The organism is Comamonas sp. UBA7840, from assembly GCF_002501455.1.
Lineage (GTDB): Bacteria > Pseudomonadota > Gammaproteobacteria > Burkholderiales > Burkholderiaceae_C > Comamonas > Comamonas jiangduensis.
The window spans coordinates 16,821-43,627 of the sequence record NZ_DLTI01000015.1; the positions used below are offsets into that span (position 1 = coordinate 16,821).

Annotated in this window: 26 protein-coding genes; 16 read left to right on the forward strand and 10 right to left on the reverse strand. The window is 60.2% G+C overall.

Annotated elements, in window-relative coordinates:
* Nucleotides 1–14 precede the first annotated feature (14 nt).
* The 4 genes from B3R00_RS03850 to apaG form a co-directional block, all read right to left on the reverse strand.
* Complete coding sequence (locus tag B3R00_RS03850) at nt 15–1,139, reverse strand: YbdK family carboxylate-amine ligase (RefSeq protein WP_284213803.1); 1,125 nt, start codon at nt 1,137–1,139, stop codon at nt 15–17.
* A 2-nt stretch (nt 1,140–1,141) separates the two neighbouring features.
* On the reverse strand, nt 1,142–2,392 hold the full coding sequence (locus tag B3R00_RS03855; protein ID WP_286997556.1) for a cation:proton antiporter: 1,251 nt from the start codon (nt 2,390–2,392) through the stop codon (nt 1,142–1,144).
* A 69-nt stretch (nt 2,393–2,461) separates the two neighbouring features.
* Nucleotides 2,462–4,426, reverse strand: a complete 1,965-nt coding sequence (locus tag B3R00_RS03860) for a site-specific recombinase (protein WP_284213802.1) — start codon at nt 4,424–4,426, stop codon at nt 2,462–2,464.
* Nucleotides 4,427–4,843 carry a Co2+/Mg2+ efflux protein ApaG gene (gene apaG, locus B3R00_RS03865; protein WP_219163066.1) on the reverse strand — a complete coding sequence of 139 codons (417 nt, stop codon included), beginning with the start codon at nt 4,841–4,843 and terminating at the stop codon, nt 4,427–4,429.
* 31 nt (nt 4,844–4,874) lie between these two features.
* Between apaG and rpe the strand changes: the two genes are divergently transcribed.
* From rpe to speE, 3 genes are all read left to right on the forward strand, one after another.
* Nucleotides 4,875–5,558 (forward strand): ribulose-phosphate 3-epimerase, encoded by a 684-nt coding sequence (rpe, locus tag B3R00_RS03870; protein ID WP_286997558.1) that lies wholly within the window; start codon nt 4,875–4,877, stop codon nt 5,556–5,558.
* Between the two features lie 268 nt (nt 5,559–5,826).
* On the forward strand, nt 5,827–6,555 hold the full coding sequence (locus B3R00_RS03875) for a phosphoglycolate phosphatase (RefSeq protein WP_286997559.1): 729 nt from the start codon (nt 5,827–5,829) through the stop codon (nt 6,553–6,555).
* A 259-nt stretch (nt 6,556–6,814) separates the two neighbouring features.
* Nucleotides 6,815–8,056: a polyamine aminopropyltransferase gene (gene speE, locus B3R00_RS03880; RefSeq protein ID WP_286997561.1), complete on the forward strand. Its 1,242-nt coding sequence runs from the start codon at nt 6,815–6,817 to the stop codon at nt 8,054–8,056.
* Between the two features lie 69 nt (nt 8,057–8,125).
* Here speE and B3R00_RS03885 read toward each other — a convergent pair whose 3' ends face one another.
* On the reverse strand, nt 8,126–9,823 hold the full coding sequence (locus tag B3R00_RS03885; RefSeq protein ID WP_286997562.1) for a methyl-accepting chemotaxis protein: 1,698 nt from the start codon (nt 9,821–9,823) through the stop codon (nt 8,126–8,128).
* Between the two features lie 185 nt (nt 9,824–10,008).
* On the reverse strand, nt 10,009–10,635 hold the full coding sequence (locus tag B3R00_RS03890) for a chalcone isomerase family protein (protein WP_286997563.1): 627 nt from the start codon (nt 10,633–10,635) through the stop codon (nt 10,009–10,011).
* 411 nt (nt 10,636–11,046) lie between these two features.
* Between B3R00_RS03890 and trpE the strand changes: the two genes are divergently transcribed.
* The 8 genes from trpE to B3R00_RS03930 all read left to right on the forward strand — a co-directional run bounded on the left by trpE (nt 11,047) and on the right by B3R00_RS03930 (nt 16,742).
* Nucleotides 11,047–12,546, forward strand: a complete 1,500-nt coding sequence (gene trpE / locus B3R00_RS03895; RefSeq protein WP_286997565.1) for an anthranilate synthase component I — start codon at nt 11,047–11,049, stop codon at nt 12,544–12,546.
* Nucleotides 12,543–12,893, forward strand: a complete 351-nt coding sequence (locus B3R00_RS03900) for a chorismate mutase (protein ID WP_286997567.1) — start codon at nt 12,543–12,545, stop codon at nt 12,891–12,893. The genes trpE and B3R00_RS03900 overlap by 4 nt, the downstream gene beginning before the upstream one ends.
* Nucleotides 12,890–13,471, forward strand: coding sequence for an anthranilate synthase component II (locus B3R00_RS03905; protein WP_286997568.1), 582 nt, complete (start codon nt 12,890–12,892; stop codon nt 13,469–13,471). The genes B3R00_RS03900 and B3R00_RS03905 overlap by 4 nt, the downstream gene beginning before the upstream one ends.
* A gap of 148 nt (nt 13,472–13,619) precedes the next feature.
* The gene (trpD, locus tag B3R00_RS03910; RefSeq protein WP_286997570.1) at nt 13,620–14,660 is read left to right on the forward strand and encodes an anthranilate phosphoribosyltransferase; all 1,041 of its coding nucleotides are present in this window, start codon (nt 13,620–13,622) and stop codon (nt 14,658–14,660) included.
* The gene (locus B3R00_RS03915; protein WP_286997571.1) at nt 14,657–14,818 is read left to right on the forward strand and encodes a hypothetical protein; all 162 of its coding nucleotides are present in this window, start codon (nt 14,657–14,659) and stop codon (nt 14,816–14,818) included. Before trpD ends, B3R00_RS03915 begins: the two co-directional genes overlap by 4 nt.
* A complete protein-coding gene (gene trpC, locus B3R00_RS03920) occupies nt 14,811–15,611 on the forward strand; it encodes an indole-3-glycerol phosphate synthase TrpC (RefSeq protein WP_286997573.1) in 801 nt (266 codons plus the stop codon). Before B3R00_RS03915 ends, trpC begins: the two co-directional genes overlap by 8 nt.
* 127 nt (nt 15,612–15,738) lie before the next feature.
* Nucleotides 15,739–16,458 carry a uracil-DNA glycosylase gene (locus tag B3R00_RS03925; protein WP_286997575.1) on the forward strand — a complete coding sequence of 240 codons (720 nt, stop codon included), beginning with the start codon at nt 15,739–15,741 and terminating at the stop codon, nt 16,456–16,458.
* Nucleotides 16,459–16,472: 14 nt separating this feature from the next.
* Nucleotides 16,473–16,742, forward strand: coding sequence for a DUF2798 domain-containing protein (locus B3R00_RS03930; RefSeq protein ID WP_286997577.1), 270 nt, complete (start codon nt 16,473–16,475; stop codon nt 16,740–16,742).
* 343 nt (nt 16,743–17,085) lie between these two features.
* On the opposite strand, the gene B3R00_RS03935 is transcribed toward B3R00_RS03930, so the two are convergent.
* Together B3R00_RS03935 and B3R00_RS03940 are read right to left on the reverse strand one after the other, a co-directional pair.
* On the reverse strand, nt 17,086–17,961 hold the full coding sequence (locus B3R00_RS03935; RefSeq protein ID WP_286997578.1) for a hypothetical protein: 876 nt from the start codon (nt 17,959–17,961) through the stop codon (nt 17,086–17,088).
* 31 nt (nt 17,962–17,992) lie between these two features.
* Nucleotides 17,993–18,898, reverse strand: a complete 906-nt coding sequence (locus B3R00_RS03940) for a DMT family transporter (protein ID WP_286997580.1) — start codon at nt 18,896–18,898, stop codon at nt 17,993–17,995.
* Between the two features lie 301 nt (nt 18,899–19,199).
* Between B3R00_RS03940 and B3R00_RS03945 the strand changes: the two genes are divergently transcribed.
* The 4 genes from B3R00_RS03945 to B3R00_RS03960 are packed head-to-tail and all read left to right on the forward strand — an operon-like array spanning nt 19,200 to nt 22,883.
* Nucleotides 19,200–20,129, forward strand: a complete 930-nt coding sequence (locus B3R00_RS03945) for a siderophore ABC transporter substrate-binding protein (RefSeq protein WP_286997581.1) — start codon at nt 19,200–19,202, stop codon at nt 20,127–20,129.
* Nucleotides 20,113–21,114 carry an ABC transporter permease gene (locus tag B3R00_RS03950; RefSeq protein ID WP_286997582.1) on the forward strand — a complete coding sequence of 334 codons (1,002 nt, stop codon included), beginning with the start codon at nt 20,113–20,115 and terminating at the stop codon, nt 21,112–21,114. Before B3R00_RS03945 ends, B3R00_RS03950 begins: the two co-directional genes overlap by 17 nt.
* Nucleotides 21,115–21,141: 27 nt before the next feature.
* Nucleotides 21,142–22,128, forward strand: a complete 987-nt coding sequence (locus B3R00_RS03955) for an iron chelate uptake ABC transporter family permease subunit (protein WP_286997583.1) — start codon at nt 21,142–21,144, stop codon at nt 22,126–22,128.
* Nucleotides 22,125–22,883: an ABC transporter ATP-binding protein gene (locus tag B3R00_RS03960; protein ID WP_286997584.1), complete on the forward strand. Its 759-nt coding sequence runs from the start codon at nt 22,125–22,127 to the stop codon at nt 22,881–22,883. The genes B3R00_RS03955 and B3R00_RS03960 overlap by 4 nt, the downstream gene beginning before the upstream one ends.
* A gap of 139 nt (nt 22,884–23,022) precedes the next feature.
* Here B3R00_RS03960 and queA read toward each other — a convergent pair whose 3' ends face one another.
* Nucleotides 23,023–24,111, reverse strand: a complete 1,089-nt coding sequence (gene queA, locus B3R00_RS03965) for a tRNA preQ1(34) S-adenosylmethionine ribosyltransferase-isomerase QueA (RefSeq protein WP_286997585.1) — start codon at nt 24,109–24,111, stop codon at nt 23,023–23,025.
* 236 nt (nt 24,112–24,347) lie between these two features.
* Between queA and B3R00_RS03970 the strand changes: the two genes are divergently transcribed.
* The gene (locus B3R00_RS03970) at nt 24,348–25,493 is read left to right on the forward strand and encodes a sensor domain-containing diguanylate cyclase (RefSeq protein WP_286997586.1); all 1,146 of its coding nucleotides are present in this window, start codon (nt 24,348–24,350) and stop codon (nt 25,491–25,493) included.
* A 51-nt stretch (nt 25,494–25,544) separates the two neighbouring features.
* On the opposite strand, the gene B3R00_RS03975 is transcribed toward B3R00_RS03970, so the two are convergent.
* A complete protein-coding gene (locus tag B3R00_RS03975) occupies nt 25,545–26,741 on the reverse strand; it encodes an HD-GYP domain-containing protein (protein ID WP_286997587.1) in 1,197 nt (398 codons plus the stop codon).
* Nucleotides 26,742–26,807: the final 66 nt, after the last annotated feature.

A 26,807-nucleotide genomic window follows, 5' to 3' on the forward strand; every position in this document is an offset into this window, starting at 1 on the left:
GCTTTTGGTAAGGTTTAAATGGCTTCTCCACGGAAGCGCCGTGAGGCCTGGCGGCTGACTTCGCCCAGCAACTGTTCTTTGGCCTGGCGTTCGCGCAGCCAACGTGCGTCATTGTGACTGTTTGCCACATCATTGCGAAGCGCTTGCAGTGCGGGGGCCGCGCCGTAGCGTGCGGCGTACGGCGTGATGTGCTCCATGGTTTGCAAAATATGGTCGGACAGCGGCATGTGCTGGCCGCTGCCAGGCTCCACATACACCGCATCCAGTCCAAAGCGGCAGGCTTGAAAGCGGTTGTAGGTGTAGACCAGGTAGTCGTCTTCGGTGGGGGTGAAGGGCTGGGTGTCCAGAAACCACGCGGCCAGCGCTTGTACGTAACCGGCCAGGGCGGCGGCGCGCTCGATGGTCAGCGGGGTGTCGCACACGCGGATTTCAATGGTGCCGAACTCTGGCTTGGGGCGGATGTCCCAGTAAAAATCCTTCATGCTTTTGACCACGCCGGTGGCGGTCATTTTGTCGAAGTACGCCTCAAATTCTTTCCACGTCAGCACGCAGGGTGCGCGGCCCGACAGGGGAAAGGCAAACACCGAGTTCAGCCGGGCCGAGTCAAACGCCGTGTCCTGCCCCTGCACATAGGGGCTGGAGGCCGACAGCGCAATAAAGTGCGGGATGTAGCGGCTCATGCGGTGCAGCATCAGCAAGGCGGCATCGGCGTCGGGGCAGCCGATGTGGATGTGCTGGCCGAAGATGGTGAACTGCTTGGTCAGGTAGCCGTACAGCGCAGACAGCTCGTGAAAGCGGGCTTTGTCATAAATGCGCTGTTGGTGCCATTGCTGGAACGGGTGGGTGCCGCCGCCCACCACGGCAATATTGAGCTTGTCGGCGCTTTTGACCAGCGCATCGCGAATGGGGCTGAGCTGGCCCAGCACTTCGGCCGCGCTGCGGCAGATGCCGGTGGAGATTTCGATCATGCTGCTCGTCATCTCCGGCACCACACTGCCGGGCAACTGGTATTTGTCCATCAGGCGCAGCATGTCGGTGGCGTAGGGGGCGAGGTCGTAGTCGTTGGTGTTGACGAGTTGCAACTCCAGCTCAACGCCCAGCGTCAACGGCTCGGAGTGTTGAAAGGCTTCCAAAGGCATTTTCAGTCTCCGTGGGTGGTTTGAGAGGGAGATGTGCTGACCGCATGCACCGCGCCTTCACCAGCGCGGCGCAAGGCCAGCGTGGCCAGCACGGCACCCAGCAACTCCAGCAGCAAGATGGCCGGCAGCGCCGTGCCTGCAATCGCTTGCGCTGCTTCAGGCGCTGACTGAGCAAACCGTGACGTGATGAGCAGGGCCACGGCGGACATCGGCGTCATCGCACAAGCCACCCACACCGCTTGTCGCCAGCTGGCACCGGAGCCGATGTTGCCCAGTCCCACACCCACAGACTTGGCTAGCAAGCGCGCCACGACCAAAGCGATGACGGCCACGGCAATCGCACCACTCCACGACGCCTGCGCCGCCGTGGTGGACACCAGCACGAACATCAGCATGGTCAGCAGTGAAGACGCGGTGCCCAACTGGCGCGGCCAAGCCCAGGGGCGCTGGTGCAGCTGTTTGAGCAGCATGCCGCCCAGCAAAGCCGCCAGCGGTGCAGAGCCGCCCAAATGTGCGGCAATGACGGTGGCCGCCGCAATCAAGGCCAGCATGAAGATGGAAGTGTTTTCGCTGGTGGGGCTCATCCATTGCAAGGCCAGGCGCATGGCCAGGCACAGCAAGGCGGCCACCGCGACGGACACGCCCAGCACCACCAGCACCGGCGTGATGTCTTGCCACAGCGAGGCGGCAGGGCGGGCAAAAATCTCGGCTTTGGCGCTGCCCAAGGTCAGCGCATACAGGGTGGAAAGGGTGGCCAGCACCATGGCGCGATCGGTGACGGGGCCCACGGCGCGCGTGTCATTGATCACGCGTGCCAGCACCACGGGTGACGCGGCCATGGCAATCAGCGCCAGCGGGGTCGCCGTGGTGGCGGGCACGTCCAGCCAGCGCAAGGTGAAATACACCGCGCCATAGGTCAGCGCGGCTTCTGCCAGGCTTTGCACCAGCACCATCGGGTTGTGGCGGAACCAGCGCAGCGTAATGCGCCCGCCACATTCAAACAGCACGATGGAAACCCCCAGCTCCAGCAGAAAAAGTGCGGGGCCTTGCAGGGGCCAGGCCGTGGCGCTGAAGCCCAGAAAACCTGCCAGGGTGCCTACGGCGGCATAGCCCAGTACCTTGGGCATGTTGAGGTGGCGCTGCAGCAAATAGCCGACCAGCGAGGCCACGGCCAGCAGCAGTGACCAGTGCAAGGTGTCAAAACCTGCAGAGGGTTTGAGCCATTGGGCCCAGAAGTTGGGATCTTCGGTCATGCCTTCATCCTTAGGGTCTCTCCTTGCGGTGGAGCAGCGCAAGCGCTGGATGGGCACCGCCTGAGTGCCTTAAGGCTTGAAGAAGCTCAAAGGACGTTTGCGTAGACGGTGGCGAATGGCCGCGTAGATGCGTGAACGCTCTACGCCATTGATATTGTGCGCACGCAATGCCATGCGGAATGCCAGATAAAAGCTCACCATCACATTGATGGCGCCGTTGAAGGGCAGCATGGCCACGGCCCACCAGAAGGCGTCGTCATGGATGACGGACCAGCCGAAGGTGGCTCCGGCAACGCCCAATTGGCCGGAGGACAGTGTGACATGTCGCACCTCCAGGCCCAAGCCGAAAAACCCTGCAATCGCCGGCGCAAGCCCCAGCATCAAACCGAGCGAAATATTCGCGGCAAACCCGGAAATATTGTTGCGCCAGAAGATGCTCCAGCGCTTGGCACGCTGGTTGCCAAGCAGGCGCGTGATGGCGGGGTTGTAGCGCATGGCCGAGTCCAGGCGGTTGAGCACAAACCAGTTTTCCACCCCGCCGGCAATCAGGCTGCTCAAGAAAAGCAAGACGCCCGTAAACGCCGCAAACAGCAGTGAGGGGCCCAGCAAACTCAAAGCGTCCAGCACTTGGGTGGCATGCGCCGTGTCCAGCGGCGGGCTGCCAAACGCGTAGCGGTAGAGCAAGGCCAAACCCAGCGCGGCAGGAAAGACGATGAGTACGTTGCCCAAGATGGCCGCCACTTGCGTGCGCGTCAGGTTGGCCACTTCGTCGACAAAGCTGTCTACAGCCCCTTGCTCGTTGATGTCTTTGAGCTTGGCGGCCATGGCGGGCGCCGTCATGGCCGGCTGCTTGGTGGCAACGGTGAAGTGCAGCAACTGAATCAGCACAAAACTGATGGCATAGTTGATGCCCGCCCAAAAGCCACCCCAAAACGCCGAAAACGCCAAGGCGGCCAGGCCAAACTTGACCATGGTGGTGACCGACATCACCAAGCCACCGCCCGCAGCTTGGCGCAGCATTTGCAGGTATTCCTTGCTGTTGCGTGTGATGTAGTGCTCACCGGTTTCGGCACTGCGCTCGGTCACTTTGGCGGCCAGCAGCGAGGTGTTGTTGGCAATCAAGGAGCGCAGGCTGCGCCGCTCACGCCCGACGCTGACAAAGCCTGCCAGCAATCGCATGGCATCTTGCTCGGGGTGCGTGGAGGTTAAGCAGTCGAGCAGCTGGCGGATGCGCACAATCCGCGTGCGCAGCTGGCGCACACGGAAGACCAGTCCCACGGAGATGCCGTCATCGCCAAAGTGGTTGTACACGGTGCCAATGGCGGCGCGGCAGGCGTCCAGGCGCTCGCGCAGGCGCTTTTCGGCGGCGTCCAGGCGCTCGGTGGTGCGCAGGCCGTGCAGCACTTCCACGCGCAGGCTTTCCACATCGCGGATCAGGTCATGAAACGCGCGCTGGTCGCGGGCTTCATCACTCATGCGCAGGCGCAACTCGGGTGCAAAACCATTGGCCAGAATTTGTCCTGCGCAATAGGTGATGGCATTGAGCAAGGCATGTTGCCAGAAGCTGGCGCCTTGGCTGTCGGCAGGCGCCAGTAGTGCGGCCAGGCGCTGCAGCAAAGCATCGGGCAACGCCACCAGCCAGCGCGCATCAAACTCGCGCGGCATGGAAATGGAAAACAGCTCTGAGGCGTCGATGGTCTCTGGCGTACCGGGCAGCAATTTGTGGCGCAGGCGCTCTGACAGCTCGGTAATCATGGCCGTGCGCGGGGCAAACCCAAAATCGGCCAGCAGCGTGGTGATGTCCACGCGGTCAATAAAAACCAGCCACCACGCGTGCAAGCGCTGGCGCAGTTCGCTGTTGCTCTCAATCGCTTGCACCAAGGCGTCGACACGGCCTACAGCCACCTCGACAGAGGGTTCTGCAGCGCCGATCCACTCCAGCACATGGATCAGCCAGAGATGGCGCTCTGCCAGCTCTGCCTCAGGATTCAATTCCGCGAGCAGGCGCGGCAGGTCATGAGCTTTTCTTGGCATTCAGTGCAATGTGGGGGAGGAGGGCTGGGGAATGGCGTCGGCGCTATCGCCAGTGTGGTCGGCATCGAGCACAAACAGCGCGATGGGTGCATCAAAAGTTTCGCCCTCTTCGCTAACGCACACATAGCGCCCTTGCATATGGCCTCGGGGGGTACGCAATTCGCAGGCACTGCTATAGGTAAAACTCTCGCCGGGCTGCAGCAGAGGCTGACGGCCCACCACGCCCAGGCCATGGACTTCCTGCTGCGTCTGGTTGCCATCGGTGATGAGCCAATGGCGCGCGATGATTTGGGCAGCCATGCGCCCGCTGTTGGTGATCGTGATCGTATAGGCGAAGCGATACAGCCCCTGGTGGGGCATGGATTGCTCGGCGTCGTAGTGCGCTTGCGCTTGGATCAGAAACTCATACATCGGCATATGGCTATGGTAACTGCGACAATTACCCCTCATGAACCCCACCTACCGCATCGCTCCCTCTATCTTGTCAGCTGACTTTGCCCGTTTGGGCGAAGAAGTTCGCAACGTTGTTGCTGCTGGCGCAGACTGGATTCACTTTGACGTGATGGACAACCATTACGTGCCAAATTTGACCTTTGGCCCCATGGTGTGTCAGGCGCTCAAACCCCATGCTGTCACCCCCGACGGCCGCCCCGTGCCCATCGACGTACACCTGATGGTGCAGCCCGTGGACGAACTGGCCAGCGCGTTTGCCAAGGCCGGCGCTGACTACATCAGCTTTCACCCCGATGCCTCGGCCCATGTGCACCGCAGCATCCAGAACATCAAGTCGCACGGCGTCAAAGCCGGTTTGACCTTCAACCCTGCCATGCCGCTGGATGTGCTGGACTGGGTGATTGAAGATCTGGATCTGATTTTGCTGATGAGCGTGAACCCCGGCTTTGGCGGGCAAAGCTTTATTGATAGCACCTTGCGCAAGATCGAAGCCGTTCGCAAGCGTATTGATGCCTGCGGCAAAGACATCCGGTTGGAGGTGGATGGCGGCATCAAGGAAGGCAATATCCGCGCGGTGGCGAATGCCGGTGCCGACACGTTTGTGGCCGGTAGCGCGATTTTTGGCAAGCCGGACTACAAGGCCGTGATAGACCAGATGCGTGCCAATTTGGCGGCATGACAGACCAGCCGGTGGCGGGAGCCGGGGCGTGAGTAGCGCTGGCGCTGCCTAGGCCCTTCTTCCAAGCACCAGCCGCCAAGCCTTCCCTCCGCGTGTGGGAAGGCTTTTTTTACGCCTGCCGTTGGTGGGGCCGCCCGCTATCGGTAGAGATAATGCCGGGCAAGGGCAAGCTGCCCCCATAGGCCGCCGTAGAGCACGGTGGGTTTTGAGTGTTTTTGGCCTCTAGCGCTTGCCAGTTATGCGCTAGAAGCTATGGAATTTGAAGTTTATGCGCGTGCAATTTCCCGCAGGGTCCACCTGCAAATTCGTCGAAGTGGATGCAGCCATCGTGGACCTGGATGGCACCATGGTGGACACCATTGGTGATTTCGCAGAAGCCATCACCCGCATGTTGGCTGACCTGCAACTGCCCAACTTGCCCGCCAACAAGGTTGAACACATGGTGGGCAAAGGCACGGAGCATTTGTTGCGCAGTGTGCTGGCCCATGTGTTGACGCAGTCGGGCCACCCTGCGCAGGGTTTGGAAGAGGCCGTGCAGGCGCTGTTTGCGACGGCACTGGCGCGCTACGAGCACCATTACATCGCGATCAATGGCGCGCACTCTGCCGTGTATGTGGGCGTGAAAGAGGGCTTGCAGGCGCTCAAAGATGCAGGGCTGCGTTTGGCCTGCGTGACCAACAAGCCCATGTCTTTTACGCGCCCCTTGCTGGCAGCCAAAGGGCTGGACGGCTTGTTCGTGCAGGTGTTTGGCGGCGATTCTTTTCCTCGCAAAAAACCCGACCCTATGCCGTTGCTGAAAACCTGCGAGGTGCTGGGCGTCGCGCCCGCCCGCACGTTGATGGTGGGTGACTCCAGCAATGATGCGCAGGCCGCCCGCGCAGCAGCGTGCCCGGTGGTGCTGGTGACCTATGGCTATAACCATGGGCAGTCGGTGCAGGCGGTGGATGCCGATGGCTGGGTCGACAGCCTGGTGCAATTGCAGGTGGCTGCGCAGTAGCGGTTGCGCGCACCGTGTCAGCAGGGTGCTTCAAGCCACGTCACTCTCGGGTGGTGGCTGGTAGGTGCTATTGATGCTATAGCGAATTTCGATGCAGATGCGGTGTATATACCGCTGGAACGATGCGGTTTCGTGGGTGTTGTCCGGTATTTTGATTAGGATGTCTGCCTTTCTTCAATGAAGCGGAACTTAATCAAACAACAGCGCCAGTGGGGGAAGCTTTTCGCCCCGGCGCATGCCTTACCGGGAGGAAAACACCATGCAAGGCTTGCACCTGACAGCCGATTTGTACCAATGCGCAGGCGATAGCGCATTGATGCTGGATGCCGATGCGATTGCGTCACTGTGCCAACACCACACCGAGCTTGCGGGGCTCACTTCGGTGGGGGACAAGTGGGTGAAATTCCCGGACTGGCAGGGCCACCCAGGTGGTGTAACGGGCACGATCTTGCTGGCGGAGTCGCACCTGGCAATTCACACCTGGCCAGAGACGGGCAACGTCACCCTGGATGTGTATGTGTGCAACTTCTCGGACGACAACGCGCCCAAGGCGCAGGCGTTGCTGGATGGGGTGATTGCCGCTTATGCCCCCCGGCATGCGGTGCGCCAGCAGTTGTGGCGCGGCGATATTGCGACCGATGGCGTGGGGCAATATCCGTGGGTGATGGAGCAACTCACGCCCGATGCCGCCTTCGGTTTTCGGGCCACCCATGTGCAGCGCCAGCAAACGCGCTACCAAACCCTGGAGATGATGGACACCCCCAGCTTTGGCCGCGTGATGCGCCTGGACAACTGCTTCATGACCAGTGAGCGCGATGAGTTTTTCTACCATGAGTGCATGGCGCACCCCGCCGCGATTGCGCACCCGCACCCCAAGCAGGCGTTGATCATTGGCGGCGGCGATGGCGGCCTGGCCGAGGAGTTGCTCAAACACCGCACCCTGGAGCGGGTGGTGCTGGCGGAGTTGGATGAGGCGGTGATTGCCGCCAGCAAAGCAGGGCTGGAAGCGGTGCACCGCAATGTGTGGGAGGACCCCCGCCTGCATGTGGAGATTGGCGATGGCATGGCCTTCATCGACCACACGACAGAGCAGTTTGATTTGCTGATGCTGGATTTGACTGACCCCGATACACCGGCCGGCTCTTTGTACGAGACCGCAGCCTTGCAGCGCATGCAGCGGGTATTGGCGCCTGGTGGTGCCTTGGTGCTGCACCTGGGCAGCCCGGTCTTTCACCCCCAGCAAGTGCAGACCTTGAGCCAGCGCCTGCACGGGCTGTTCCAGCATGTGCGTTGTTATGGCGTTTATGTTCCCTTGTACGGCGCGTACTGGGGGATGGCGGTGTGCTCCGATACCTTGGATGCACAGGCTATTTCCACGCAGGTGGTGCAGCAGCGTTTGCAAGCGCGCGCGGTGGCAGACTTGCAGTACTACAACCCTGCCGTACATGGCGCGCTGTTTGCGCTGCCCACGTATTACGCCCAGTTGGTGAGTGCGGCGTAAAAGGCCGCTGGCGGCTTGGTAGGTGTCGCATGGCCCCCTTGCGCCAGGGGGCCATGCAGTGGCGGCTGGTTAGAAGTTTTCCCAGTTGTCGGCGTGCTGCGCAAGCCCCTTGCTGGCGGGGGCTGCAAGTGCTTGTCGCTGCAGGGCAGAGGCGGACATCGGTGATGGTGCTTGCGCCGCCGCTGCGGGCAACGCCAAAGACGATGCTGCGTAATGTGCCAGGCGGAACACCGAGACGGCCTGTACCAACTGCTCAGCCTGGGTCTGCAGGCTGGAGGCTGCCGCCGCACTTTGCTCGACCAAGGCGGCGTTTTGTTGGGTGTTTTGGTCCATCTGCGTCATGGCCTCACCCATTTGGTGAACGCCTGCACTTTGCTCGGCACTGGCGGCGCTGATTTCTCCCACGATATCGTTGACGTGGCGAATGGAGGTCACGACCTCTGCCATGGTGGCGCCTGCGCGATCCACCAAGGTGGAGCCTTGTGCCACGCGCTCCACGCTGGTGGAGATCAGCGTTTTAATCTCCTTGGCGGCTTCGGCGCTGCGCTGCGCCAGGCTGCGCACTTCGCTGGCCACAACGGCAAACCCACGGCCTTGTTCGCCAGCACGGGCCGCTTCTACGGCGGCATTGAGTGCCAAGATGTTGGTCTGGAAAGCGATGCCATCAATCACGCCAATGATGTCGGCAATGCGCTGGCTGGCTTCGTTGATGCCGCGCATGGTGCTGACCACTTCTTGCACCACATGGCCGCCTTGCTGGGCCACCTGGCTGGCATTGACGGCCAGCTGATTGGCTTGGCGGGCGCTGTCCGCGTTTTGGCGCACAGAGCTGCCAAATTGCTCCATGGACGCCGCAGTCTGCTCCAGCGCGCTGGCTTGCTCTTCCGTGCGCAGTGACAGGTCGTGATTGCCTTGCGCAATTTCTTGGCTGGCCATGGCCACGCGCTCTGCGCCGCTGCGCACGCCTTGGACGATGTGGGCCACGTTGGTGCGCATCTCCTCCAGGCCCCATAGCACGCTGTGGGTGTGGCTGGTGGCCGTCAGCGCGGTGCTGAGGTCACCTTGCGCCATTTTGTGCGTGATGGCCAGCAGCGCAGATGGCTCGGCCCCCAGTTGCTGCAGGATGCCGCGAGCAATGACCCACCCGGCGCCCAAGAGCACGAGGGTGGCCAAGATCGTGCCACCCAGCACCCATTTCAGGCGGCTGGCGAATGCGGCATGTACGGTGTCGATATACACCCCGGAGCCGATGACCCAGCCCCAGGGCTCAAAGCCCATGACATAAGAGACTTTTTCGACAGGCTCGTCACTGCCGGGTTTGGGCCACAGGTAGCGGTGGAAGCCAGCGCCGTCTTTTTTGACAATATTCACAAAGTCGACAAACAGCTGGCGTCCAGAAGGATCGCGATTGCTGGTGACGTCTTGCCCATCCAGTTGGGGGCGTACGGCGTGCATCACCATGCGCGGGTGCATGTCGTTGATCCAGAAGTATTCGCTGCCGCTGTAACGCAGCTTGGAGATGGCCTGCAGCGCGCTGCGCTGTGCTTGCTCTTGGCTGATTGCGCCTTTGACGGCCTGGTCGTGGTAGTTGGCCAAGATGCCGTGGGCGACTTCCACGGTTTGGCGTACGGCACTTTGACGCTCCTGGGTCAGCATGTTGCGTTCGGAGTAGCTCAATCCCAGTGAGATGCTCAAAATGAGTAAAACAGCCAATCCAACCAGCCCTCCCAGCCGGCGGGATACGGTGATGCGATGCAGCAGCGACATGAAATCTCCGAACAATGTGTGTCAACGCTGCTTGGCATTGTGGGCAGCTTGTGGTGAAAGTGCGGGTGCACTATGTATTTTTTCTGTGCCCTTGTGTTTGCGCAGACGCAAAACGCGGGGCGAGCGTTTCTAAAAGTCAACAGCCACAGCACCGTTGTGGGTGGTGGTGAGAGGTGGGGGCGGCCCTAGTTGCGGTCTTCGCCCAGCAGGGCTTGCTTGAGCTTGGTGTCCGCAGGCTTGGGGCCCAGCCAAATGCCCAGCATCGCTTGGTAGAACGCGGGCTCGGTGAATTCGGAAGGCTCTGGTGTGCCGTTCACGCTCAAAAGCATGCCTTTGCCAGGAATCCAGTCCAGCGTAAATTTGTCGCCGGTTTTGAGCTCCTTATGTCGGCTGAAGACATCGCTCATGCGCATCACACCGGGTATGAGCTTGGAGAACTGCTGCTTGTCCATGTTGTCTTCCATGCCGTGGGCAAACAGCTTGCCGAGTTCGCTGGCGTTGATGTTGCGCAGCATGCTGACACTGACGCGCTTGGCGCCCGGGAGCGCGGCAATTTCTTCTAGCGTGGAGGCTGGTTTTTCCAGATAGAGCGCAGCGGAATACACCTTGAAAATGGCTTTGGTGCGAATGCCCGCGCCATTGCGTTGTAGGGCGTGGCCCTGAATTTCTACCGTTTTGGGGTGTACCGCCAGTTCGGCGGGCTCTGTAGCTTGTGCCCAGGCAAGGTTGCCCCAAGCGAACACGGCAGTGAACGCGCTTGCAATTCCTAAGCGAAACCAGCGCAATGCGGGGGCTGTGGTGGCAGTCTGCATGAGTGTCTTCGTGGGTGGTTGTAATGCGCACGGACGTGCTTTTTGTGAGGGCATTGTGGTAGCTATGCCGGTGCAGTTCAACCGCCGCGCCCCGCTTTCGCGGGAAAACCACTCTAGGGCTTACACCGAGCGACGAAGGGCGCCATCGCCAGCCTTGGTGGCGGCTGGTTGGGGGTGCCAAAAGCATGCGCTACACTTGGGCGCTATGTTCATTCACTACGTGTTCATCACAGGTTGCGCAGACCGGGGAGCCTGGCCCTGGCGTAAGCCTATTGCCATGACCGTTTGATCGCGCCCGCCAAGATGGGGTGCACCCTTGTCCGCCACTGCTGCGGACGGTTTGAATGAATCGCAGCGCCTGCCACACACGATGCCTGCGCAGTGCGTTGCCCCAACCGGGAACCCTGCTCTGTGATTACAGAACTTGAATTCAAAAGCCTGGCCAGCCAAGGCTACAACCGCATTCCTTTGGTCACCGAGGCGTTTGCCGACCTCGAAACCCCACTCTCGCTCTATCTGAAACTGGCCCACGCCCAAGGCGATGGCAAGCACAGTTTTTTGCTGGAGTCGGTGGTGGGCGGTGAGCGCTTTGGCCGCTACAGCTTTATTGGCCTGCCTGCGCGCACCTTCTTGCGCGCCAGTGGTTTTGGTGCGCAAGCCAAAACCGAGATCGTGACGAATGGCACGGTGGTGGAAACCCATGCAGGCAATCCGCTGGACTTTATTGCCGATTACCAAAAGCGCTTTCAAGTGGCGCTGGTGCCGGGCTTGCCACGTTTTTGCGGCGGGCTGGCCGGGTACTTTGGCTATGACGCGGTGCGCTATGTCGAGAAAAAGCTCGAAGCCACCTGCCCGGCCGATACGCTGGGCACGCCCGACATTCTGCTGCTGCTGTGCGAAGAGGTGGCTGTCATCGACAACCTCTCGGGCAAGCTGTACTTCATCGTCTATGCAAACCCTGCGGAAGCCGAGGCTTACAGCAAGGGCAAAAAACGCATGCGCCAGCTCAAAGAGCAGCTGCGCTACTCGGTCAGCGTGCCGCAGATCAAGGGCGGCGACAGCCACCCCGCCGAGCGCAGCTTTGCCAAGGACGACTACCTCAAGGCCGTAGAGCATGCCAAAGAGCTGATTGCCGCGGGCGAATTCATGCAGGTGCAGGTGGGCCAGCGCATCCAGAAACGCTATACCGAATCACCGTTGAGCCTGTACCGTGCGCTGCGTTCATTGAACCCCTCGCCCTACATGTATTTCTACAACTTTGGCGACTTCCAGGTGGTGGGCTCCAGCCCGGAAATTCTGGTGCGCCAGGAGCAGGTGGAAGAAGGGCAGAAGATCACGATTCGCCCCTTGGCCGGCACGCGCCCGCGTGGTGCAACGCCGGAGAAAGACAAGGCCACCGAGCTGGAGCTGATCGCCGACCCCAAGGAGCGTGCCGAGCACGTGATGCTGATTGATCTGGCGCGCAACGATATTGGCCGCATTGCCAAGACGGGCAGCGTCAAAGTGACCGAAGCCTTTGTGGTGGAACGCTACAGCCACGTCATGCACATTGTGAGCAACGTGGAAGGCATCTTGCAGGACGGCATGACCAGCATGGATGTGCTCAAAGCCACCTTCCCGGCGGGCACGCTCTCGGGCGCGCCCAAGGTGCATGCCATGGAGCTGATTGACCAGCTCGAACCCACCAAGCGCGGTATCTACGGCGGCGCGGTGGGGTACCTGAGTTTTGCCGGGCATATGGACATGGCGATTGCCATTCGCACCGGCGTCATCAAAGATGGCAATTTGTATGTGCAAGCTGCGGCGGGGGTCGTTGCGGACTCTATTCCCGAGATGGAGTGGAGAGAGACGGAGCACAAAGCCCGCGCCGTGCTGCGCGCGGCAGAACTGGTGGAAGAAGGGTTGGAGTGATGCGAGCGATAGACAAAGTGAACCACTGCCAGAACATGCAACAAGTGCGTGATGGCGTGAATGCGCTGGACGATATTTTGGTGCCCCTGCTGGTGGAGCGCAGCGGCTACATGACCCAGGCTGCCCGGGTGAAGAACGACGAAAACCTGGTGCGCGATGAAGCCCGCATCCAGACCATCATTGACCGCGTGCGCCCTATGGCGCAGGCACAGGGCGGCAACCCCGATCTGATCGAGCGCATCTACCGCGCCATGATGGAGTGCTACATCGACTACGAACACCAAGAGCTGGCGCGTTTGCGTGCCGAAGGTCTGCAGCCCCAGCGCCGCGAAGGAGAGCAGGCATGAAGCTTTTGATGATCGACAACTACGACAGCTTTACCTACAACATCGTTCAGTACTTTGGCGAGCTGGGCGCCGAGGTGACCGTGGTGCGCAACGATGAAATCACGCTCGATGAAGTCATCGCCTTGGTGGCTGAAAAAGGTATTGAGCGCATCGTGATTTCGCCCGGCCCCAGCTCTCCCAAAGAGGCGGGCATTTCGGTGGCGGCGATTGAGTACTTTGCGGGCAAGCTGCCAGTGCTGGGTGTGTGCCTGGGGCACCAGAGCATTGGCGCGGCGTTTGGTGGCGACATCATCCGTGCGGGCCAGCAAATGCATGGCAAGACCAGTGTGATTACGACCGACCAAAAAGGCGTGTTTGCAGACTTGCCCCAGCAGTTCACGGTGAACCGTTACCACTCGCTGGTGATCGATAAGAACACGCTGCCAGATTGCTTGGAAATCACCGCGACCAGCGAAGACGGCGAGATCCAAGGTGTGCGCCACAAAACGCTGGCGGTGGAGGGGGTGCAGTTTCACCCAGAAAGCATCTTGACCGAGCACGGTCACGCCATGCTCCAAAACTTTCTGGAGCAGAAATAAGCGATCAGGCCGCGCTGCTTTTCAAGCAGGCGGCCTTGTTTTTGATAGCTGTAAGCGCTCGCAGTTATTGGTTTTCTAAGCAATAAACATCCAAAACCATTAATTGCCAAGCGCAAGCAGCTTCTGAAAAAGTAGCAAAGGATTTGTCATGACCCAACTCACCGCCCAAGAAGCGCTGCAGCGCACCATCGAGCACCGCGAAATCTTCCACGACGAAATGCTGGAGCTGATGCGCCAGATCATGCGCGGCGAGCTCTCGCCCGTGATGACTGCCGCCATCCTCACCGGCCTGCGCGTGAAGAAGGAAACCATTGGTGAAATCTCCGCCGCCGCCGAGGTGATGCGCGAGTTTTCCAACAAGGTGCATGTGCACGACAAGACCCATCTGGTGGACATCGTCGGCACCGGCGGCGATGGCGCCAACACCTTCAACATCTCCACCTGCGCCACCTTTGTGATTGCGGCGGCCGGTGGCAAGGTCAGCAAGCACGGTGGGCGCAGCGTGAGCAGCAAGAGCGGCAGCGCAGATGCGATGGAGGCGCTGGGTGTGAACATCAATCTCAAGCCCGAACACATCGCTGATTGCATCCGCGATGTGGGCATTGGCTTTATGTTTGCCCCCAACCACCACCCGGCCATGAAGAACGTCGCACCCGTGCGCAAAGAGCTGGGTGTGCGCACCATCTTCAATATCCTGGGGCCACTGACCAACCCGGCGGGCGCACCCAACATCCTGATGGGCGTTTTCCACGAAGACTTGGTGGGCATTCAGGTGCGTGCGCTGCAGCGCCTGGGCGCGGAGCACGCGCTGGTGGTGTACGGCCGCGATGGCCTGGATGAAATCAGCCTGGGCGCGGGCACGCTGGTGGGCGAACTGAAGGACGGCGTGGTGCGCGAGTATGAAATCCACCCCGAAGATTTTGGCCTGCGCATGGCGGGCACACGGGGGCTGAAAGTGGAAAACCCCGACGAATCCAAAGCCATGCTGATGCGCGTACTGCAGGGCGAGCAGGGCCCGGCACGCGACATCGTCTGCCTGAACGCCGGTGCAGCGCTGTACGCGGCGAATGTGGCGAACAGCATTGAAGACGGTTTGCAGCGTGCGCAGGCGGCGATTGACAGCGGTGCTGCCCTGAAGAAGTTGGCTGAACTGGTGGCTTACAGCAGCAAGCTGGGTGGCGCCGCATGAGTTTGCTGGATGCCCCCATTTGGAACGATCCGGGCACATGGATCGTGCTGGGCATTTCGCTGCTGTTTATCGGCGTGGGCATAGGGATGCACCGCGCCATCGTCAAGGTATTGCGTGCGCCGCAGAATGGCGCCAACGAGAAGGAACCCCATGTCTGACATTCTGAAAAAAATCTGCGACGTCAAAGTGCAGGAAGTGGCCGCCGCCAAAAAGACCACAGCGCTGGCCGACGTGCGCCGCGATGCGGAAAGCCGCATCTCTACGCGCGACTTTGTGGGCGCCATCCGCGCCAAGATCGCCAAAGGGCAGGCGGGCGTGATTGCTGAGGTGAAAAAAGCCAGCCCCAGCAAGGGCGTGATCCGCGCCGCCTTTGACCCCGTGGACATCGCCCAAAGCTACATGGTGGGCAACGGCAAGATCAGTGCAGCCTGTCTGTCGGTGCTGACGGACCGCCAGTTCTTCCAGGGCGAGCCTGATTTTCTGAAGCAAGCCCGTGCCAGCACCTTGCTGCCCGTGCTGCGCAAGGACTTCATGATTGATCCGTACCAGATCTACGAATCGCGCGTGATGGGCGCAGACTGCGTGCTGCTCATCGCCGCGTGCCTGGACGATGCGCAGATGGCCGAGATGGAGCACATCGCCCACAGCCTGGATATGGCCGTGCTGGTGGAAGTGCACGACGGCGAAGAGCTGCAGCGCGCGCTGAAGTTGAAGACGCCGTTGGTGGGCATCAACAACCGCAATCTGCGCACGTTTGAGGTGGATATCCAGACGTCGATTCAGCTCAAGAAAGAGGTGCCGGCCGATCGTCTGCTGGTGACCGAGTCCGGCATCTTGACCCAGGGCGATGTGAAGACCCTGCGCGATGCGGGCATCAACGCATTCTTGGTGGGCGAAGCGTTTATGCGCGCGCCAGAGCCTGGTGAGGCACTTGCGCAGCTGTTTGCGTAAAGCTTGCAAAATCCCAGCTGGGGTGCGCCATCGGCAGCCGCCGTACGATCAAGGCGGGTGCGGTGCTTCCAATAAGGAAGCGCCTGGCGCTCGCCTTTTATGGTCTTGAGAGAGAAAGTGTTTTGAAATGACCGTTTCATCAGCGCTAAGTACTACGCAATTGATGAGTGCCAACCCCAGCGACTGGCCGGTGGCCCCCAGCTGGCAAGCCACGGTCGACAGTTTTTTTGCCTCCGCCACGGGCGCGCAATTGCTGGGTTATTTGCAGCAGCGCTTGGATGCGGGGGCGGTGATTTTTCCCCCACAGCCGCTGCGTGCGCTGGAGCTGACCGCGCTGGAAGATGTGCGCGTTGTCATCTTGGGCCAAGACCCGTACCACGGCCGTGGGCAGGCGGAAGGGCTGGCGTTTTCCGTCGCGCCCGGTGTGCGGCTGCCGCCTTCGCTGCAGAACATCTTCAAGGAAATGCTGCGTGACCTGGGTGTGCCGTTTCCACCTTTCCCGCAGCCTGGTGGCTCCCTGGTGAAGTGGGCGCAGAACGGTGTGCTTTTGCTCAACACCTGCCTGACGGTGGAAGAGGGGCAGGCTGCGAGCCACAGCAAACAAGGCTGGGAAGTGCTTACGGATGCCATCATTCGCCAAGTGGCAGAACAGGGCCGCCCCACGGTGTTCATGTTGTGGGGCAGCCACGCACAATCCAAGCGCGTGCTGATTCCCGCCGACCGCGGCCATCTGGTGCTGATGAGCAACCATCCTTCCCCGCTGTCCGCCCTGCGCCCGCCGGTGCCCTTTATCGGCAATGGACACTTTGGGCAGGCCAAGGCGTTTCGTGCACAGCACGGCTATTGAGTGCGAGGTGCAACATGTCTGAACCGCAATCTGCTTACATCGTGGGCCGCATCCCCAAGTTGCCCCCCAAGTTTGCGCTCATCGTGATGCCATGGCTGATGTCGGGCATGATGTCCGGCATCATCAGCATGGTGAACTTGGTGCGCAGCCTGGGCTTGAGTCAGCAAGCACTGCACGCATGGCCCGGCACATGGCTGCTGGCGTGGGCAGTGGCCTTTCCGACCGTGATGCTGGTGATGCCTGTGGTCAAGCGCATCACGCAGAAGTTGGTGCGGTTGTCTTGACCATGACTAGCGAAATAGCGAGACACGTCATTGCATGTGTGTAGCAGCGAAAAATGCTACACACATGCTTTGCATGCTTCATAGTCTTTGTTTCCGCTATGCGGCGTACAGCTGCGCTGTGAGCTAGGCCTAGCCGGAGCAAACAATGACCAACAACAATTGGTAGTTGATGCTGCACCATACACATCTGGTTGATGTGTATACATCTCTGGCACTACTAAACGCAGTACAAGGGTTTAAAGATTCCCTATGGCCCTGGCAGTCATACGGTACTGATGGGAGCCGCCGCTGCTACCTGCACTGCACCCGCGTGTGCCCTTTATGCGTAATTGGCTTTTCGTGGCTAGCCAATTTTTTCGCTAGACGCATAGGTACCAGGTTTTTTAAAACTAAGGTTGGATTTGATTTGCGCCCATTTTTTGTTTTGTTGCGGATCTTTGCGCATGGTGGACAGAGCGTGCCGCATAAAAATCCACATCAACGCCAGCAAGCCCCCTCCCATGAAACCCGCAATCAGCAGCAGCGTTCCTTTTTTGTTTGAAGTCACAGGGGCGCCGACTGTGGGTGTATTGATCACGTCTTGTGGACTCAATCCTGAAAGTTGCGCTTGAATTTTGTCAATCGCAAACTCCCGTTTGCTGGCTAATTCAAGCAGTTCTCCATACGCCTGAATGGATTCAGGGCTGCTTTGGGATGTTGGGGGGGTGTCTGTAATCAGCTTTTGAACCTCAGACAGACGCTGTTGTTCATTTTTTAGAAGCATTTGCAGGCGTTGTGCCGCTTCACCGGACGGCTTGGAAATTTCAAAAATTTTGTCCAAGACTGCTTGATTAACAGTCTGTGCCATTTCAGCAGAAGGTGCGGTTACGCTGATATTTACCAGTCGATCCGATCGCCCAAGGTTGGCTTGGATGGCTGTGCCATCAATCGCCAGGTTTTTAAATGGATCCCCGGTGTTGATCATGCCGATCAGCACTTCTGCGCGAAGCTTTGGCTTTTCAAGTTGGCTGGTTGGTGTTTCTGCAAAAACTGAAGAGTAACTCGCGTAGGTAGGTTGTTTGGTGGACTGCCAAAAAACAAAGCCACCACCGAGAAGTAGACCAAGCACAGGTAAAAGAATAAGTATTTTCAAATGCTCAGACAGAATGAGCAAAAGATCCATCAAGTCAATTTCATCATCTAGCGAAGCCGCTGTTGTAGTAGAAGTGTCGTTCGTCATGGAGCGTATCTAGTTATTTTCTAAAAACGGATTATGACTTCGTGTACACGCTCAACCCAATGCTGACCATGCCGCACGCAAAAATCACGGCAATGCCGGCCAGCGACAGCGTGTCGGGCACTTGTCCAAAAAACAGCCAGCCCATCAGCATTGCAAAACCAATCTGGCTGTACAGAAACGGTGATACCACCGAGGGTGTGGCATGGGTGTAGGCCTGTAGCAGCAGCAGGTGCCCCACGCCGCTGCATGTGCCCATGAGGGCCACTGCCAGCCACACCTGCGTGTGGGGCACGCTTTGCCAGACCCAGGGAACCAGCGGGGCGCTGGCCAGCACGGGCAGCCAGGTGGTGTAGATCTGCGTGGTGGTGGGTGGGTCCAGGCGGGCCAAGCGACTGCCTAGCAGCTGGTAGGTGGTGCCGCACAGCAGCACTCCTATGGGCGCCAAGGCCATCCAGCCCAAGGGCATGCCGTCTCGCTCAGGGCGCACAATGGCGATGACAGCAAACAGCCCGATGACTAGCAGTGTCCAGCGTGCTGTGCTCACTTTTTCACCAAACAGCAGGGCGGATGCGACGACGATGAGCAGCGGCCCTGCAGACCAGACGGCCGTGAAGTTGGCCAGTGGCATGCTCTGGATGCAATAGAAGGCAAAGACGGTGGTGAGCACGCCGCTCAGGGCACGTCCAATCTGGAACTTGGGGTATTCGGTACGCAAGGCGCGCAGGCCGTGGCGGGGCAGCACCAGTGCGGTGGTGACCAGGGCCTGGGCCACAAAACGCAGCCATACCACCATCAGCATGGGCAAAAACTGCCCGGCAAATTTGGTCCCGCTGTCCAGCAGGGCAAACAGTGCGCAGGCGCCGATGGTCAGTGCAATGCCAGTGAGCGCGGCGCGCGCGGGAGAGGTTTGGGGCACAAGCCCGGTGGCGCTGGACATGCGGTCCACCCACTTTCTGCAACCAACACATGCCGCTGCACTGGCGGCTCAGTCGAAGCGGCAAGGGGTTGGCGCCCCGCGGTGTCCGGCACCCGCTTGCACCATGCAAGCCGTGCGCGATGGATTGTAGGCAGTGGCACGGCCGCTTGCCGGAGCAAAACGACAAGTCTGTCTTCGGAGTTTGTGCAACGGTACATGACCATACGTCAAGTATTGAGAATGATTCTCATACAATGCAACCATCTTTTGACGTTGTGCTGTGCCGAACCTCTGACTGCAGGGGCGGCCAAGGAAAGGGAATATGACTGCTGTATGGACGCGCCGCCAAACATGGGGCGCACTGGTGCTTGCTGTGACACTGCCTTTTGCGGCGGCCCATGCGGCCAGCACGATCAAGGTGCAGGACAACACGGGCGATGTGCAAGTGCCCCTCCGGCCGAAGACGGTGCTGGTGTATGACCTGGGTGCGCTGGACATCATCCAGTCGATTGGCGGTGATGTGCAGGGGGTGCCCAACCAAGCCATTCCCGCATCGCTGGCCAAGTACCGTGATACGGCCAAGTACCCGCCAATTGGCAGCTTGTTTGAGCCTGACTACGAGAAGGTCAAGGCCATGAAACCCGATCTCATCATTGCAGGCAACCGCACCCTGCCCAAAATTGAAGAACTCAAGAAGTTTGCCCCGGTGTTGGATGTGACCATCGACAACCAAAACCAGATGGCCCATGTGTACCGCAACATTCGCAGCATCGCTGCCATCTATGGCGTACCTGACAAGGGTGAGCAGCAGATCCAGTCGATTGATGCAGCCATTGCCGGGGTGAAGGCCAAGGCAGCGGGCAAAGGTGGTGCACTGTTCCTGATGACCAATGGCGGCAAGCTCAGCGTCTATGGCCCGGGTTCGCGTTTTGACATGCTGTATTCGGTATTTGGTGTGCCAGCCACCAAGAACAAGATTGAAGTGTCCAAGCACGGGCAGGCTGTGTCCTTCGAATACCTGCTCAAGGCCAACCCCGACTGGCTGCTGGTGCTGGACCGCGATGCTGCCATCGGCAAAGAAGGCGATGCGGCCAAGAGGTTGCTGGACAACAAGCTGGTGCATGCCACCAAGGCTTGGCGCAATCAGCAGGTGGTGTATTTGAATGCCGCCAACTGGTACACGCTGTCCAACTCCGGGCCCACCGCGCTCAAGGAGAACTTGAAGCAGTTGTCCGATGCGTTCTCCCAGTAATCACACGCCCGCCGGGCGCACTGCGCTGGCGTGGACAGGAGCCCTGGTGGCCCTTTTTGCATTGGCGCTGTGGAGTCTGTCGGTGGGCGTGAGCGATGTGGCGTGGAACACCTGGTGGAGCGACAGCGATGACGCCATGGTGGCCCAGGTGCTGATGTATTCCCGCGTGCCACGCACCCTGGCGCTGATGCTGGCTGGCAGTGCCATGGCGGTGGCAGGCTTGCTCATGCAAATGCTGGCACGCAACCATTTTGTCGAGCCGTCCACCATGGGGACGGTGGAGTCGGCCACGCTGGGCATGCTGGTGTGCATGTTGTTCGCCCCCGATTTGCCCGTGTTTGCCAAGATGGGTATCTCGGCCACCACCGCCATCGCGGGCACGGCGCTGTTTATGGCGGTGCTCTCGCGCATCCGTTTGCGCTCGGCCTGGATTGTGCCGCTGGTGGGCTTGATTTTGGCGGGCGTGATCGAGGCCGCTACCACCTTCTTTGCCTACCAGTACGACATGATCCAGTCGTTGCGCGCGTTCTCTAACGGAGATTTTTCCGTCATTGTGGAAGGCCGCTATGAAATGCTCTGGCTGTCGCTGGGCGTGACGGCCCTGGCCATGCTGGCTGCTGACCGCTTTACGGTCGCAGGCTTGGGTGAAACGTTCGCCACCAACCTGGGCTTGAACTACAAGCAGCTAGTGCTGCAAGGGCTGGTGGTGGTGTCGGTGGTGACGGCCTGCATTGTGGTGACCGTAGGTGCCATCCCCTTTGTGGGCTTGATTGTGCCGAATGTGGTGCGCCTGGTGCTGGGTGACAACGTCCGGCGCAGCGTGCTGTGGGTGGCTGCAGCCGGGGCGGCCATGACGCTGCTGTGCGATCTGCTGGGGCGCCTGATCATTGCGCCCTACGAAATTCCCGTGGGTACGGTGATGGGCGTGGTGGGCAGCGCCTTGTTCTTGGTAATTTTGCTGCGCCGCCGTGCGCGGCAGGGGTAGGTGATGGCGCAAGACAATGCTTTGCCCATGCTGTCTGCGCAGCCAGTGCAGACGTGCGCATGGTGGTCACGCAGCAGCATGCGCCTTGGGGTGCTGGTGGTGCTGGCCGTCTTGTCCGTGGTGGCGTTCATGACGCTGGGCGTGGAGGCCGACTGGGCCTTCGTGCTGCAGCACCGGGGCACCAAGGCGCTGACCATGCTGGTGGTGGCCTGTGCGCTGGGCATGTCCACCGTGGTGTTCCAGACGGTGACGCACAACACCATCCTCACGCCGGCGGTGATGGGGCTGGATGCGCTGTACCTGTTTTTGCAGGCGGTGCTGGTGTTGGTGCTGGGCTCGGTCGGGGTGGTGGGCTTGGGCGTGTACCCCAAGTTTGGGCTGGAGATTGTGCTCATGGTGGCGCTCAGCGTGGCGCTGATGCGCTGGCTGTTCACGGGCAACAGCCGCAGCCTGCACCTGATGCTGCTGGTGGGCATGGTCATGGGTATTTTGTTTCGCAGCATGACCAGCTTTGTCATGCGCATGATTGACCCCAATGAGTTCGCCACGCTGCAAGACCGCATGTTTGCCAACTTCAACACCATCCATAGCCAGCTGCTGTGGCCTGCGTTGCTGCTGCTGGCTGTTGGCGCTGCGTATTTCTGGCAGCGCCGCCATGTGCTGGATGTGCTGGCGCTGGGGCGCGATGCGGCGGTGAATTTGGGCTTGGACTACCAGCGCCAAGTGCTGCGCCTGCTGGTGGTGATGTGCGCCATGGTGGCCGTCTCTACCGCGCTGGTGGGGCCGGTGACTTTCTTTGGGCTGCTGGTGGCCAATATGGCTTACCAGTGGATGGGTACGCGCCGCCACCAGTGGGTGCTGCCTGCGGCCGTGCTGTGGGGTTGTGTGCTGCTGCTGGCCGGGCAGGTGGTGCTGGAGCGGGTGCTGGGCTTTAACTCCGCCCTGTCGGTGGTGGTGGAATTTGTCGGCGGGTTGGTGTTCATCTACCTGCTGGTGCGCAAGGGTAAGCAATGATTGAGACACGCCAAGTGGTCAAGCGCCACGGTCGCCATACGGTGTTGCACGGGGTATCGGTGCAGATTCCGCAGGGGCAGTTCACGGCCATCATCGGCCCCAACGGCGCGGGCAAAAGCACGCTGCTGTCAATGGTCAGCCGTTTGGATGCAATCACCTCCGGCAGCGCACACGTGGCGGGTCTGGATGTGGCCAAAACGGCGAGTGATGCACTGGCCAAGGTCATGGCCATCTTGCGGCAGGACAACCAGTCTGCCCTGCGCCTGACGGTGCGCGATCTGGTGGGGTTTGGCCGGTTTCCGCACAGCCAAGGCCGCATGACGGCGCAGGATGTGCGCCATGTGGATGAGGCGCTGGCGTTTCTGCAGCTGCAGGCACTGGCGGATCGTTATCTGGACGAGCTCTCGGGGGGGCAGCGCCAGCGTGCCTACATTGCCATGGTGCTGTGCCAGGACACGCCCTACATCCTGCTGGATGAGCCGCTCAACAACCTCGATATGGCGCATGCCGTGCGCATGATGCAGCTGCTGCGCCGCATGGTGGACGAGCGCGGCAAAACCGTGGTGGTGGTGCTGCACGACATCAACTTTGCCAGTTGCTACGCCGACCACATCATCGCCATGAAAGAGGGGCGTGTGGCCCACGAAGGCCCGCCGGCCCAGGTGGTGCAGGACGATGTGCTCAGTGGCCTGTACGAGATTGATGTGAGCGTGCACGAGGTCAGGGGCCAGCGCTTGTGCCACTACTTTGCGTGATGCTGAGTGGGTGTGCGTTTGAAAAAGGAGCGCCTAGCGCGCATGTAAAAAGGACTTCAATGTGAAAACACTTTGAAGTCCTTAATTATTAAGCGCTGGCAGCTATGTTTTTTAGCAAGCCTGCTGAGGCCTGCAGTGCTTAGCGGCGGCGCTCCAGCAGCATGGAGTCACCATAGCTGAAGAAGCGGTACTCGTTGGCAATGGCGTGCTGGTACACATCCATGATGTGCTTGTAGCCCGCAAACGCACTCACCAACATCATCAGCGTGCTCTTGGGCAGGTGGAAGTTGGTGATCAAGCAGTCCACCACGCGGAACTCAAAACCGGGGGTGATGAAGATGTTGGTGTCGCCCGAAATCTGGCCGGTGCGCGCCCAGGACTCCAGGGTGCGCACGCTGGTCGTGCCCACAGCAATGATGCGGCCACGGCGCTGGCGGCAGCGCTCTAGCGCGGCCAGGGTTTCGAGGGGAATGTTGTACCACTCGCTGTGCATCTGGTGCTCGGCCAGGTTCTCGGTCTTCACCGGCTGGAAGGTGCCTGCGCCCACGTGCAGCGTCACGGCGGCGGTCTCCACACCTTTGTCTTTCAGCGCGGCCAGCACCTTGTCGTCAAAGTGCAGCGCGGCCGTGGGTGCAGCCACCGCACCGGGGTGGCTGGCAAACACCGTCTGGTAGCGTTCGGTGTCTTCGGCTTCGTCGGGGTCCACCTCGGCGTTCTGGTTGCGCTCGATGTAGGGTGGCAGCGGCAGGTGGCCAAACTGGTCCATCAGCTCCCAAGGCGTTGCACCGTTGGCCCCGTGCAGCGCAAAGCGAAACAGCGGGCCATTTTCATCTGGCCAGCGGCCCAGTAAGGTGGCATCAAAACCACCCTTGCCCAAACCGCCGTGCATGTGCACCTTGGCACCGGGCAGCGGTTTTTTGCTGACCTTCATGTGCGCCACGACTTCGTTGCCTTGCAGCACACGCTCAATCAGCAGCTCCAGTTTGCCGCCGCTGGCTTTCTCGCCAAACACACGGGCCTTGACCACCTTGGTGTCGTTGAACACCAGCAGGTCGCCTTCATGCAGCAGATCGGGCAAGTCTTTGAAAATGCGGTCGACCAACTCCGGCGCCCGCGCATCCAGCAGGCGGGAGGCGCTGCGTTCGGCAGCCGGGTGTTGGGCAATCAGGTGCTCGGGGAGCACAAAGTCAAAATCACTGAGGGTATGAGCGCGGGGGCTGAGAGACATGCGTGTTCTTGAGGGCCTGACAAGCCCGTTCCAAGGTAAAACCAAAGGCAAGGATTCTCGCAAATCTGCAGCTGTGGCTGCAGCAAGTCGCAGCGAATGTCCCTGCTGGTACTGGGTAACCCTAGTGTCTGTGCCGACAACCTTTGATGCGCATCACGATCAAGGGTAATCGGGGTTCTTACACTTGATTACATACCACGGCCTGTCGTTTTTTTTATTTATCCAAGGCATTGATCATGGACACCGCATTTGTATGGGATCAGCATTTCGTCACGGACCTGGATTCCGTGGATGAGCAGCACCATGCGCTGGTGGATTTGTTCAATGAGCTCAGCCGGGGCCTGTTCTCCAAGCGCAGCGATCGTGAAGTGGTGCTGGCCGATACCTATGCCCGCTTGCTGGCCTACACCGAGCATCACTTCCAGGAAGAAGAAGCGTTGATGCAGACATTTGGCGTGGATCCGCGCCATGTCGAAAGCCACCGCTGCATGCACCAGCAGTTTGTGGAGCAGGTCATCATGCTGTGGGCGCAGCGCACCACCATGTCCGACCCCGCCACCACCTTGGTGGGTTTTTTGACTTCTTGGCTGGGGCTGCATATCTTGGGCATCGATCAGTCCATGGCGCGGCAAATCAAGTCCATCCAGGACGGGATGCTGCCCGCAGATGCCTACGACAAAGAGCGTGGCAACCACGACAACGGCACGCAGGCCTTGCTGAAGATGATTGGCAAGCTGTACACGGCGCTGACATCACAAAACGCCCAACTGGCGCTGGCCAACCAAACGCTGGAAGCGCGCGTGGCGCGCCGCACCAAAGAGCTGGAAGAAGCCAACACACGCCTGAAAGCGCTGTCCAATACCGATGCTTTGTTGGGGATTGCCAACCGCGCGCACTTCAATGAGCGGCTGGAGCAAACCTGCGCCATGGCGCGGCGCAGTGGCCGGCCGGTGGGCATGGTGCTGATTGATGTGGATTACTTCAAGCGCTACAACGACCGCTATGGGCACCTGCAAGGTGATGCTTGCTTGCAGGCCGTGGCCAAGGCCATTCAAAGCGGCGCCCACCGCGAGACCGATCTGGTGGCTCGGTATGGTGGGGAAGAGTTTGCCGTGATTTTGCCGGACACCACCATGGAAGGCGCGATGGCCGTCGCACAGCGTATGGTCGATGCGGTGCAAGCGCTGGAGTTGGAGCATGAGAGCTCGCCCATCGCGAAGGTGGTAACCATCAGCGCGGGGGTGTTCAGCCAGGTGCCCACGGGTGCCGGCGCTAAATTGCTGGTGCGTGAGGCCGACGAGGCCCTGTACCGCGCCAAAAGTGCCGGACGCAACGGTGTCGTGGGTTCCGCGCAGCAGCTGCCAGTGCACGCCCAGGCTTAGGCGGTGTCAGCAAGACCGGCAGTCTGCGCAGCCGCAAGGTGGAAGGGCGCTTTAGGCGGTGGCGGTGGCCGCTGCTTTTTGCCACAGTTGCTCTAAATTGGTGAAAGGCCACTTGCTCGGGTCTTCGCCAGCCACAATGCGCTCGTTGGGCAATTTTTCCAAATCCAGCAGCTTGGCAGGGCGCAGCATGCGCTGCAGGCCGATGTGGTAGAAGGCCGCCACCTGCGGCGTGGACATGCTGTTTTGTGCCGGCGCGCACACCACGCCCAACAAGCCAGACTGCAGCCGTACCAAGCTGCCCACCGGGTACAAGCCGATCGCCTTCACAAAGACTTCAAAAATCTGCGCATCCAAGTGGGTGTTGCACCACTGGGCCATGCGCTGCAGGGCAACGCCCGGTGCCCAGCCCTTTTTGTAAGGGCGGTCGGAGGTGATGGCGTCATACACATCACAAATGGCGGTCATACGCGTCAGCAAGCGTATATCGCTAGCGGCAAGCCCATGGGGGTAGCCTTTGCCGTCCATGCGTTCGTGGTGGTGCAAACAGGCATCCAGCACATCCTCATCCTGCACTGTTGCCTGCAGCATGAGAAAGCCTTTGACCGGGTGGCGCTGCATGTGCTTGAACTCTTCGTCGGTCAAGGCCCCGGGTTTGTTCAAGATGCGCGGGTCAGAGTGGGCTTTGCCCATGTCGTGCAGCAGGCCTGCCATGCCCGCTTGCACGGTTTGTTCGGCGCTGAGGTTCATTTTCCGTGCCAGCGCCACCATCAGGCCGCACACCGCGACCGAATGCAGATAGGTGTAGTTGTCCGAGGTCTTGAGGCGCGCCATGCTGATCAGTGCGTCAGGGTGGCGTTCTACGGAGCTGTAGACGGCTTGTACCAAGGTGCTGGCTGTCGACAAGTCCAGCGCATGCCCCATGCGTGCTTCGCTGAACATGCGCATGACGGTATCGCCGGCTTCGTCGCATATGGCAGATGCCCGCGCCATCTCTTGGCTCAGCGACGAGGGGGCAGTATCGGCGGCAAACGCGGTCAGGACAGAGTCTGGCAGTGCATCCTGTGTGTCCAACCCCTTGCGGGTATCAATCCACAGTTCTTCAACGGGGCTGGCACGCAGCTTGGCCAGCACTTCGGGGGTGTCCACCAAAAAAGCAGTGCGCCAAAAATCATGCGCCAGCCATGGTCCACACAAGGTGTGCACATACATTCCAGCTTGCAGCTGTTCGATACGAATCTTTTTGAGCATGAACGGGGTTGAACAGGATGTGCAACATGTCGAAGCGACAGCAGGCATGTTAGCCTTTTCACTGTC